Origin of the sequence: Dyella sp. AD56, from assembly GCF_002878475.1 — a bacterium.
In the GTDB taxonomy this organism is placed as follows: Bacteria; Pseudomonadota; Gammaproteobacteria; order Xanthomonadales; family Rhodanobacteraceae; genus Dyella.
In genome coordinates this window covers 104,278-115,368 of the sequence record NZ_NRDP01000023.1, presented here as the reverse complement: position 1 = coordinate 115,368, position 11,091 = coordinate 104,278, and the positions used below count along the sequence as shown (strand labels likewise).

Sequence of the window (11,091 nt, the reverse complement as noted above, 5' to 3'; positions counted from 1 at the left end):
CCGCCCGACGAAAGGATCTTCATGAAACGCCCTGCCTTGCTCCTTCCCTGCCTGCTTGCCGCAGCCGTGCTCGCTGCCTGCGGCAAGCACCATGCGCCTGCCGGCGCGGCACTGACGGCTGCCGCACCCGCGCACAGCGAAGCCGGGGCACCGACCGCCCCCGAGCGCCGCGATGCCAAGCCCATGGATGCCTATGAGCTGATCGATCTCTCTCCCAGTAGCTACGCTGAGCCGGTCTATCAAGGCCTGATCCGGCAGGTACGCGCCGCGTTCTGGTCCGCTGCGCCCAAGGACATGGACAAGCTGGCCTACGACTACATCGACGCTTACCGGCAAGAGAACGACAGCTTCAAACGCACCGATATCGTGAAGTCACATGCTGCAGAACTGGAGCAGAGTTACTCAACGGCCCGGCAACGGCAGGACTACGCCGTGCGCACCAGCTCGCTCATGCAGGTGTATCCGTACGATGCAGCCACGGGCAGCTTCAAGATCGCGTTCCCCACGGACGGCGAGAGCAGCAGCATCGGCGTGTTCAAGAACACGGGCAATCCGCACCCTTATGGCGCGTGGAACTTCCGCTTCGTCGGCATCCCGGCCATGACCGCAGGCACGAGCTACGCCTATCACCCAAAGAACGAAGACGAGGCCCGCGCCATCGAGGCCACACTGGCGTCACAGCGCAGCGCCGGCGGTGGCGACTGGGTCCCCGTGCTGGCCCAATACGAAGGCCATACGCTGGGCACGATCTGGGGCCCAGGCAAGGACGACACCGTCATCCTCGGTATCGACGCTATTACCGCCGTCGACCGCAAGACCGGCAAACCGCTGTTCACCCTCGGCGGCAAAGAGCTGGGCCCCATCGAGGTGAAATGCTCGACCACCCGCAAGGCACTGAACCTCGCAGCACCCGCAGCGGCCGGCGCGGGTTGGAGCATGGCCGCCTCCAGTGAATCGCCGTGCTGATGCGCGCCGCGCGCGAAACACGCTTACCCCACTTCAAGGAACACCCATGAAACGACTGCTGACGATGGCGATCGCCACACTGACTCTTGCCGCCTGCTCGTCCGGCCCCAGCACCGACGACGTCAAGGCTGCCGTGCGCAAACAGATGACTGCACTGGCCGGCAGCCAGGCGACGGAGATATACGCCAAGGAAATCGATTCGATCAAAGTGCTCGGCTGCAAGTCAGCCGACCGCGGCTACGAGTGCGACGTGCAAGGCACGACAGGCGTACAGCGGCAACGCTTCGTCAAGACGGACGATGGCTGGGTGTTGGCGCAGTAACCGCACCATGTCGATACCTCGCCTAAGCGAGGTATCGACCGTGCATCGACAAGGCTCATCACTGGCCGAAATAGCGGTGAACGAGCCTCAACACGCGCATCCTGTCCAGCTCAATGTCCATCGACGTGTACTGCTCCGCATCGCGATCCTATGCATTGGCATTGAACGCATCGTGGTAGCGGACACTGGCGTCGGGTACCGGGCCAACGAAAGCCAGCGCCTGGAAGTACTCCGGCGGCACGCCAGGCAGCACCAGGCGCGGATCGGCGCGGAAACCAAAACGCCCGTAGTAATCCGGATTGCCCAACACGACGCAACCCGCCGCACCTTGCTCGCGCAACGCGTCCAGCGCCTGCCGGATGAGTCGGGAGCCCAAGCCTTCGCCCTGACACGCAGGCAATACCGACACCGGCCCCAAGCCGAACCAACCCACGCTTCCATCCGAAAGCGACACGGGGGACATGGCGACATGCCCGACGATGGCGCCACCGTCATCCGCCACTAGCGACAAGGTGAGTTGCCCCGCGTTGCGCAAGGCATCGTTGATGAATTGCTCCGTGTGCGACGTATGTTCGGCATCGAGGAACGCCGCCACGGTGAGCTCGTGGATGGCGTCGACATCGGCAGGTGTCTCGGGGCGGATCAGCACGGTCATGAAGGGGGCTCCAAGTAATGCCTCATCTTGAGCCGCCATCCTTTACGACGCCACTGCCAAAGGAACAGGAATGGCTGCTGCGTGGGTATCTACCCAACCGAAAGGAGCGGCCACCGGGAATATCAGAAACGTATCCCGCGCTATGTACACCCCTGAAATCGGGGGTGCCTGCACTGCCACCCCCGAACACAATGCACGGTGTTGAGTATCAGGGGCAGGGGCATGAGCAGCACATGGGCGCGGCGGGTGGGGCGTGGGCTAGGTTGGCTCGCGTTGTTTGGCGTGTTTGGCTTGCCGGGCCTGGCGCAGGCATCGCCTGGGTGCCAGGCGCTCAACGGGCTATCCGGCACCATTCCCGCGAATGGCTACATCCAATTGCTGACCAACAGTCAGCAGGTCAATCAAGGCGACTACGTCACGTTGACCACGTCGGGCCAGATTTTCTATGGTGGCTCGTTCCTGCAAATGCTCGCTAACAACAACACCGTCAGTGGCACGGAGAGCGGCTCGGGCGCCAGCGCCGACAACATCGACAACTTGCTTGGCAGCCCAACGAACTACAGCATTACCTGCACATCGGTCGGTGCCACGATATCGGGCGTCAGCCCCTCTTCGGCCACCGTCGGCAGCACAGTCACCCTTTCCGGCTCCGGTTTCTGGGGAACAACGCAGGTACTCTTTGGCGGCATACCCGCCACCGCATTCAGCGTTAACTACGGCGCCAGCCCGAGCATCACCGCGACCGTACCCAACGGCTCAGGTACGGTCGCAATCACCGTGGTTACCGACACAGGCACTTACAGCGGTGGGACATTTAAGTTCCTCCCACCCAGCGCAGGGTCAGCAAGCGCCAGCGTGGCGTTCAACAGCAGCAACAACCCCATCACACTCAACCTCGGTGGGAATCCCACCTCGGTGACGGTGGCCAGCGCACCGTCTCACGGCACGGCAAACGCCGCCGGCACGGTGATCACGTATACGCCTACGACGGGCTACACCGGGACGGACAGCTTCACTTATGTGGCCAGCAACGCCGCCGGCACCTCGACTGCCGCCACCGTAACCATCACGGTCAGTCCACCGCCAGCACCCACTGTCACTGCCGCGTCGGCGACGACGGCGTACAACACGGCGACCAGCATCAATCTCGCAAGCGCGATTTCCGGGCTGAACATCACCGGCGTCAACATCGCTGCCGCGCCCTCGCACGGCACTGTGAGCGTGTCGGGTGAAACGGTGACCTATACGCCCTCCGCAACGTTTTACGGCGGTACCGACAGTTTCACCTATACGGCGACGAACGCGGGAGGAACCTCCTCCCCCGCTACGGTCACCGTAAACGTAGGCACGGTGGGCACGCCGACCGTATCAGGCCATGCGGCCACGACGCCGTACAACACGCCCACCAACATCAACCTGGCGGGTTTGATTTCCGGAGCGGGCATCACGGCGGTGCACATCGTCAATGCACCATCGCACGGCACGGCAAGTCTTTCGGGCCAAACCGCAACGTACACGCCTTCCGCCACGTTCTATGGGGGCACCGACAGCTTCACCTACACGGCAACCAATGCCGGCGGCACATCGGCTACGGCAACCATCACGATAACCATCGGCACCGTGCCCGCGCCGACGGCTACGGCGAAGACGGTTACCACGCCCTACAACACGTCGATGAGCATCAATCTCTCCAGTGCGATATCGGGAGCAGACATCACCGGCATCGACATCGCCGGCGCGCCTACGCATGGCAGTGCTAGCGTCACGGGTAACACGGTGACGTACACGCCATCGGCCACGTTCTACGGCGGCACCGACAGCTTCACCTATACCGCGATCAACCCGGGCGGACATTCGGCACCCGCCACTGTGACGATTACGGTGACGCCGCTGAACGGGCCGACCGCCCCGCCACTCTCCGTCGCCACCACGAAGGCAACGCCTGTACTGATCGAAGCGGCGGCCGTGGCCAACAGCACGCAACCCTTGACCGGCGCCAGCGTAGCGACGCAACCGATGCACGGCTCCGCCACGGTCAGCGGCGAGCAGATCCTCTACACACCCGTTGCAGGCTTCGTGGGTACGGACAGTTTCAGCTATCAACTGAGCAACCATTTCGGCACGTCGACGCCCGGCACGATCACGGTCACCGTCACTGCCGCCGGCAGCGCTGCCGGCCTGAGCCAGACCGTGACCACGCGGCCGGGCAGTGCTGTGTCGGTGAATCTGGCTGGGATCGCGCCCGGCACCTACGCATCATCGGCGTTGCTTGGATTGTCGCCGGCCGGTGCGGGCAGCACGACCTTGAGCCAACCTGCGACGTTGACCTTCACGCCCGCCTCGACCTTCCACGGCCTGGTACAGATAACGGCCGTGCTGATCTCCGCCAATGGGCAACCGCAAGTGGTCGATGTACTGGTGCTGGTGAGCAGTCAGCCTGATCCGTCGCACAACCCGGATGCATTGGGCTTGATCAACGCGCAGACCATGCAGGCCGAACGGTTCGCGCAGAACCAGCTAAGCAATATTCAGAGCCGGCTGGACAGCCTGCATGACGGAAATACCTCAGCAAGCTTCAGCAACCATCTATCCATTAGCTTGGATGGCAAGCCACTGCAGGCAACCGGCGATACGGCATCCAGCGCCGGGCGAACGTCGAATTCCGGGGCTTCGACGCCGCTCGGCGCTCGCCCGGGTATGGGCGCCGCAGAAAGCACTTCGGCCAGCGCGGATACGCCGCCTCAAGCCAAGGCCCCAGCGCCCACCACGCAAGCATCCTCTGGCCTTGGCGTGTGGATCGACGGTGCGGCGAATTTCGGCTCGTTCGATACATACCGTCAATCGGCTGGATTCGACTCGGACACCATCGCGGTGAATACCGGTGTCGACCAGCGGATCGGCGAGCACGCCCTGGTGGGCTTCAGCCTTGGCTACAACCACGACCACAGCGATATCGGCAACGACGGCACCCGCAGCGTCGCACAGGACTATAGCGCTGCCATCTACGGCAGCTACCAGCCGCTATCGCAGGTGTATATCGACGGTGTTCTGGGCGGTGGCGGCCTGCGCTTCGATAGCCGGCGCTACTCCGCTGACAGTGGCACCGGGCTCATCGGCCAGCGCAACGGCAGCCAGTGGTTCGCCTCGCTGACGGCGGGATACGAATACAAAACCAGCGTGTGGTCGGTGTCGCCTTACGGTCGACTGGCGTGGTCACTGTCTTCGCTCAACGGCTACTCGGAAAGCGGTGATGCCGCCGAAGCACTGGCCTATGGTGCACAAACGGTACGCAGTTCGCAGGTGGTCGCCGGTATACGTGCCAGCGGCACGATTCCCTGGAAGGACAGCATGTTCATACCGCATGTGCGCCTGGAGGTCGGCCATGATTTCCAGGGCACCAGCGACACCGCACTGAGCTATGCCTTCGTGCCGTCGGCGGGCTCCTGGAATGTGCTGAGCAACCCTTATTCGGCCAATGGCACCACGGTGCAAGCCGCTTTCGGCGGTGACCTGCAACTCTCGAACCACCTGATGATCACCACCGAATACCAATACCTGTTGATGCCGCATGCACATGACCAGGGCATACGCATCGGCCTGAGCAAACAGTTCTAAGCGTTGGACGCCAAGGGCGCGTCGAAGTTTAGGCGCGTCCCCTGCCCCGGCGATGTGGTGAGTCGCAACCTCGCGCCGAGGCGGCTGGCGCGAGCGTGCAGGCTCGGCAGGCCTGCGCCCTGAGTGGCCGTGCTTTCCGCATCAAATCCGCGCCCGTCATCGCGAACATCCACGGCAAGGTATTCGCCCTCGCAACGGACGGACACCTGCACCCGCGATGCACCGCTGTGCTTGAGTACGTTGGTCAACGCCTCCTGAAGGAAGCGCAGCAATTCCAGCACCCGCATGGCGCCAAGGCGAATACCGTCCACGCCTTCCACGGTCCACGAACTTTCCATCGCCATGGCCTCGAAGCGCTCACTCCAACGATGTCGCAGCGGAGCGATCAAACCGGCCAGATCGATGTCCTGCTCGTGCGTCGTCGTGTCGATGATCAGGCGCAGATCGTCCCGTAGTTCCTTCAGCGTGGCGACGACCTGCGCCGGGCCGACCGGGCGCCCTGGATGCTCCAGCGCTGAAATCGCCGCAACCAGACTGCCGCCGAACCCATCGTGCAAGTCGCGAACCAGATTGAGGCGTTCGCCGATACGCGCGTTATTCAAGGCCAGGTGATGCTCACGCCCCAGCGTTTCGGTCAACTGCCGGGTGGCGGCATCCACTTCGCGCTGTAGTTCCACGGCAAAATTTTCAGCTCGCCGCATGGCCGCCGCAAACCGATAGGCAAGCGCGAAACCCAAGCCAATGATCGTCAATGGCGATGTCACGGTCATCAAATACGTTTGGTCGTGAATGACACCGAAGAACAAAAGCATGTCGTGCGCGGAGACGAACAGGGGAATCAACAGACTCGCGGCAAGCACATAGCCATCCGTGCGTCGGCGTCGCAGCGAGTAGCCCAGGAAACCAAACACCGCCGCGTAGTACGTGCCGCAGCCAAAGACGAACGCGACGGCGCGATGGTGCCCAACCCAGATCGGCCATGCCATGGCTGCTATGCCTAACACCACGCATAGCACCAACAGCGTTCGTTCGGTGCGCGGCCATCGGTGGCCAGCATAGCGAAGCAGGAAGATCGAAAAGGTCACCGATGCCGCGACATAAGCCGCTGCATTGACCGCTTCCCAAGCGTCGGTATTGTCAAACGGCCACGGACTGTAGGCGACGAAGTTGAACGAATAGAGCGACCAGAACAACGTGCACAGCACATACCAGCCGTAGTAGGTGTCTTTGCGCCGAAACAACCAGAGGATGAGGAACAATCCGCCGAACACCAGCCCCACGGATTGGCCGAACAACTGCATGTCGTAGCGCCAGAACTCACCCTGACGTTGTCGCGCCTGTACCAACTCGGGCACCCCGACCGTGACGACGCCCAGCCCCGACTGATAAGCGCCCAAACCCGACACGCGCACCCAAAGCGTGTTTTCTCCCTGGCGCAGCAGTGGCTTGTCGAGCAGAAAATACTGCGGCCGAACCCACACGCGCGACAGCGGTTCGACCAGATGATCATCGCGGTAAACCAGGCTACCGTTGACGTAAAGCGCGTAGGCCGAGCTGACATAGTCGATCAGCAAACCTACCGGCCGGTCGGCACTCGCCTGATTCCAATGCAGGCGGTACCACACGACACCATCGTGCTGCGGCCAGCGTCCATCCCACGTATCGACGAGTTGGACGGGCGTCCAGCCTTCCGCCGGTGGCGATGGCGATAGCCAATCCGCGGCTGCCGCGTCGGCGGACCGAAGATCCATCGTGGCAGCGGCAGCCGGCGCGGATTCCTGCGCAAAGACTGGAAACGCGAGCATGGCGCATACCAGCCACAGGGCGAGCAGCGCACGCATGTCTAGAGCAACCCCATCGCCTTGGCTTCGAAAACAGCAGCCGTGCGGGAGCTCACCGCCAGCTTGCGATAGATGCTCTTCGTGTAGCCTTCGATGGTAAAGCGCGAAAGGCTGGTGAGATTAGCGATCTCGCGATTGCTGAATCCACGCGCCACAAATTGCAGGATCTCCGACTCTCGCTCCGAGAGCGAAATATCGCGTTTAGCCGGCGAATCGGTGGTCGCAACCGCTGGCGTCGCATCGTCTCTGGATGCGAGCGAAACATGGGCGAGAATGCGGCGCGCGAGCAGCGGATCAATCAAGGCACCGCCACGACGAATGCTCTGCAGGGCCGCGCGAAGTTCAACGTCGTCGCGCTCTTTCATCAGGTAACCGACAGCCCCGGAACGCAACGCCGCCAGCGCGACTTCCTCGTGGCCCCAGGCCGAGATGGCCACCGTCGTCGTGTCGGGATGATGCGTTTCCACCCAGTCGATCAACTCAAGCCCGCTGCCATCCGGCAGCCCGATATCGACCAGGGCAAGACGGGGCTTCAACGAAGAAACGACAGCCTTGGCAGCCGCCACACTGCTTACGACAGTGACGTCATCCGCCGTGCCAACCAATTCCAGCAGAAGACGCGCAAGACGATGCTGCGTCGCCTCATCATCTTCGACGATGAGCGCCGGCCGGAATGCGACGTGCTCTTCTGTGGAATCCACGCGCCCCCCATCGGCCGATCCGGCCAAGCGACGTTCGAGGGCGATCATAGTTTGGCGACACCCACCAGACCACGGTTTTCTGCTGGCATGCAGTCCGGCGACGATTCGCTGCCGCGGCTCCGCAGCGCGTGGGCCCGAGCCGATGGGCTGCGGAGCGGCAACACCATGTCGTTTGCTATCAATGAGATAAGCCGATAGCCGACGAGCCACCAGCGGGGCGAAGGCGTATCCGCCCTCACCCTGCCCTTCCTTCCGAATATCAGTTGTCGTCGCCGCTCAGCAAAGAGCCCACGATGCCGCCCAGCAGTGCACCACCGACGGTAGCCCGCCCGGTGCCGCTGCCACCCTCGCTACCGGGAAGGTACTCGGCGATCTGGTGCGCCAGGCGCGAGATGGGCAAGGTCTGCAGCCACACCGTGCCAGGACCGGTCAACGCGGCGAGGAAGATGCCATCGCCACCGAAGATGGCGTTCTTGATGCCGGGCACCGTGGTGATCTGGAAGTTGACCGACGCCTGGAACGCTCCGACATGCCCCGGATGCACGCGCAGGGTTTCGCCGGGAGCCAGATCCTTGCGGATCAGTTCGCCAGAGAGCTCCAGCCACGCCGTGCCCGAGCCGCCGATCTTTTGCAGCACAAAACCGTTGCCGCCAAAGATGCCTGCACCCAGCGACTGCTGAAAGCCGACGCCGATGGTGACTTGCGGCGTTGCGCAAAGAAAACCATGCCGATGAACCAGGTATTCGTCACTCGGACTCACCGAGATCGGCACGATGTGGCCCGGCACCTTGGTCGCGAAGGCCACTTCGCCGGGCGATTGCGCGGCACGATACTCAGTCATGAACAGGCTGCCGCCGGCGACCACACGCTTGAACATGCCGAACAAGCCACCGCCGCCGCCCATCTGCGTGTGCGTGGTCATCTGGATGGAAGAAGTCATCCACGAAAGCTCCCCACTCTCAGCGAAGACGCTTTCGTTGGGTTCAAGCCATACTTCCAGTACGGGCATCACGGTGCCCTGAATACGAGTCTGCATGAGCTGTTCTCTTGATGTTGGACGAGGGCTTCCCGGTGTCGGAGCGCGTGTACCGGTTCCGGATCGTGGCGGACATTACCGCCGCCGCGGAATGACCGCCAGCTATCCGTGCGGCGACATGGCTGCAAGACGAACAGGCGTCGCAGAACGCAAGAAATTGAGGCTTACATCAAGCCAACGGCGTCATAGCCGCCCCGGGACGACAGTGGCACACTGACTGCGGCTATCAACACCGGCACGTCGCCTCGCTTGGCAACGTCCCCATCATCTCGTATCGGCATCAGCGTCGCCCCAACTGGATCGGGTGCGGCTTTCATAGGGAACATGACCATGCCTTTTTCAGCACAGAAAAAAATCTCAATCGGGCTCGGCTGCCTGATAGGACTTCCCGTTCTTCTCGGCGCAACCTACGTGTTGATACTCAGCGCTGCAAAACTGGAATGGGGTGGATCCAGGCCCAACGAAAAACTGCTCGGCACGGCGGAATCCCCCTACCTGCGAAACATGGATCAGTACTGCACCGGGGTCACAACAACGCCGGCTTCGACCTGGCTGGTCGGCAAGATGGATGACTATGTCCCGGACGAGCTCAAGAAGCTCAAGGCCGTCGACATCGATGCGCTGTTGCAAAGCACGCCGCCGGGAAACAACGCCAAGGACGACTCGCAGGCGGATTCGTCGCCATCGTTCTCCGGCTACGCCCTCCGCGATCATTCCAAGCAAAGTTACATATCGCGCCTTGATGACGCAGGCCATTTCAAGCTGGTCGCCACCGTGGGCGAGGATGCCTGCCTGATCACCAGTGCCGATGGTGCACACGTCTTTCTGCTGACTGGCCTCGACGCGCCCGGGGACGACACCCAGCCCCGTCAGTCGGCCGTCTTTCGTTCCGATGATCAGGGCAAGAGCTGGCAATGGCTCAAGGACGGTTTTTTTCCACAGGCGAACCTCGTCGCGTGGGCGATGCAGCCCCAGTTTTTCAAGGGTGACCAGGTCTGGGTCTGGGTCTGGGACGCTCCCAATGGCGACACCCAGGGTATCGGCCTTTTCTATTCGGCCGACCTGGGCAAGACCGTTGTTCCGGTGGAAACCACATTGCCTGTCGCTGTTTCCGACGACGAAGCGCAGAAACACCTTCCCGCCGATGCATCGATCAGTGACGGCGACGCCAAGCGCGTCATCCGGCAGTTGGACGACACCCACGCCATCGGCTGGTTGTCGCAATACTTCGATGCAAGTTGGCCGGACAGCGACAAGCGAGCGCGCTACAGCGTGACGACACGCGTGCAGCTATCCAGGGATGGAAACACCTGGAAAATCACCAGCTCGACCCGCGACGACGGTCTCTATCTGGAAAAGGTGACGCAAAATACGCGAGGGGATTTTTTTGCTGTCACGTCCCGCGACCAACGAAACGGGCAGGCCATCGAGCGTTTCAATGCAGGCAACAGCAAGTGGGAAGAACAAGGCTCCTTGCCCAGCCCATTCTGGCCTCTGGATAACCGAACCACACTGCGCAGCAATGCCACCTACACATTCTCGGTGGGCGACAAGAGCATCGTGGTGACGACAGACAGCGCCTACAACGCCCCTCGCCTGTTCACTCCCTTCGATGAGCACGCAGCCCATATTTACGCCGACGCGAATTACTACTCCACCAATGGCGGCAGAAGCTGGAAGAAGCTTGGCTTGCAGGGATCCGAGGGCATCCTCGGTTTCGATCCTGCTCATGACCGGGTCATGGGTGCCCATGGCGACGGGTACAGCAGTCGAGACCCCAATATCTACACCTATGACCTTGCTCCTTGATGGCGGATGCCGCACCCACGTCGGCGCAAAGCCATGCTTCACGGGCAAACTAGGCCCGTGCTTTCAATAACCTGCGTCTTCCACGCCGCCGGGCGACTCCGCTAGCGGGGGGAAATCGTCCTGTCAAGGTGAGCGAGCTGTCACAA

General features: G+C 62.2%; 8 protein-coding genes. 4 read left to right on the top strand and 4 right to left on the bottom strand.

The annotated features are described in order from the left end of the window. The first annotated feature begins 21 nt into the window (after window positions 1-21). The gene (locus tag DyAD56_RS14995; protein ID WP_146010526.1) at window positions 22-966 is read left to right on the top strand and encodes a hypothetical protein; all 945 of its coding nucleotides are present in this window, start codon (window positions 22-24) and stop codon (window positions 964-966) included. Between the two features lie 46 nt (window positions 967-1,012). After that, the gene (locus DyAD56_RS14990) at window positions 1,013-1,288 is read left to right on the top strand and encodes a hypothetical protein (protein ID WP_102303576.1); all 276 of its coding nucleotides are present in this window, start codon (window positions 1,013-1,015) and stop codon (window positions 1,286-1,288) included. 148 nt (window positions 1,289-1,436) lie between these two features. Here DyAD56_RS14990 and DyAD56_RS14985 read toward each other — a convergent pair whose 3' ends face one another. After that, a complete protein-coding gene (locus DyAD56_RS14985; protein WP_102303575.1) occupies window positions 1,437-1,943 on the bottom strand; it encodes an N-acetyltransferase in 507 nt (168 codons plus the stop codon). Window positions 1,944-2,165: 222 nt separating this feature from the next. On the opposite strand from DyAD56_RS14985, the gene DyAD56_RS14980 reads away from it, so the two are divergent. Next, window positions 2,166-5,558 carry an Ig-like domain-containing protein gene (locus DyAD56_RS14980; RefSeq protein WP_102303574.1) on the top strand — a complete coding sequence of 1,131 codons (3,393 nt, stop codon included), beginning with the start codon at window positions 2,166-2,168 and terminating at the stop codon, window positions 5,556-5,558. Here the strand turns inward: DyAD56_RS14980 and DyAD56_RS14975 are convergent. From DyAD56_RS14975 to DyAD56_RS14965, 3 genes are all read right to left on the bottom strand, one after another. Beyond that, a complete protein-coding gene (locus DyAD56_RS14975) occupies window positions 5,555-7,399 on the bottom strand; it encodes an ATP-binding protein (RefSeq protein WP_102303573.1) in 1,845 nt (614 codons plus the stop codon). The two genes, DyAD56_RS14980 and DyAD56_RS14975, sit on opposite strands and share 4 nt — an antisense overlap. 2 nt (window positions 7,400-7,401) lie before the next feature. Continuing rightward, on the bottom strand, window positions 7,402-8,100 hold the full coding sequence (locus DyAD56_RS14970; RefSeq protein WP_233202482.1) for a response regulator transcription factor: 699 nt from the start codon (window positions 8,098-8,100) through the stop codon (window positions 7,402-7,404). A gap of 259 nt (window positions 8,101-8,359) precedes the next feature. Next, on the bottom strand, window positions 8,360-9,136 hold the full coding sequence (locus DyAD56_RS14965) for a TIGR00266 family protein (RefSeq protein ID WP_102303571.1): 777 nt from the start codon (window positions 9,134-9,136) through the stop codon (window positions 8,360-8,362). Between the two features lie 330 nt (window positions 9,137-9,466). Here DyAD56_RS14965 and DyAD56_RS14960 point away from each other — a divergent pair, with 330 nt between their 5' ends. Beyond that, window positions 9,467-10,945: a hypothetical protein gene (locus DyAD56_RS14960; RefSeq protein ID WP_146010525.1), complete on the top strand. Its 1,479-nt coding sequence runs from the start codon at window positions 9,467-9,469 to the stop codon at window positions 10,943-10,945. The last annotated feature ends 146 nt before the right edge of the window (window positions 10,946-11,091 follow it).

What these genes read in the sequence shown, in the direction of transcription:
- DyAD56_RS14980 (WP_102303574.1), top strand. Translation starts at nt 2,166, where the DNA reads ATGAGCAGCACATGGGCGCGGCGGGTGGGGCGTGGGCTAGGTTGGCTC.
- DyAD56_RS14990 (WP_102303576.1), top strand. Translation starts at nt 1,013, where the DNA reads ATGAAACGACTGCTGACGATGGCGATCGCCACACTGACTCTTGCCGCC.
- DyAD56_RS14985 (WP_102303575.1), bottom strand. Translation starts at nt 1,943, where the DNA reads ATGACCGTGCTGATCCGCCCCGAGACACCTGCCGATGTCGACGCCATC.
- DyAD56_RS14960 (WP_146010525.1), top strand. Translation starts at nt 9,467, where the DNA reads ATGCCTTTTTCAGCACAGAAAAAAATCTCAATCGGGCTCGGCTGCCTG.
- DyAD56_RS14965 (WP_102303571.1), bottom strand. Translation starts at nt 9,136, where the DNA reads ATGCAGACTCGTATTCAGGGCACCGTGATGCCCGTACTGGAAGTATGG.
- DyAD56_RS14975 (WP_102303573.1), bottom strand. Translation starts at nt 7,399, where the DNA reads ATGCGTGCGCTGCTCGCCCTGTGGCTGGTATGCGCCATGCTCGCGTTT.
- DyAD56_RS14995 (WP_146010526.1), top strand. Translation starts at nt 22, where the DNA reads ATGAAACGCCCTGCCTTGCTCCTTCCCTGCCTGCTTGCCGCAGCCGTG.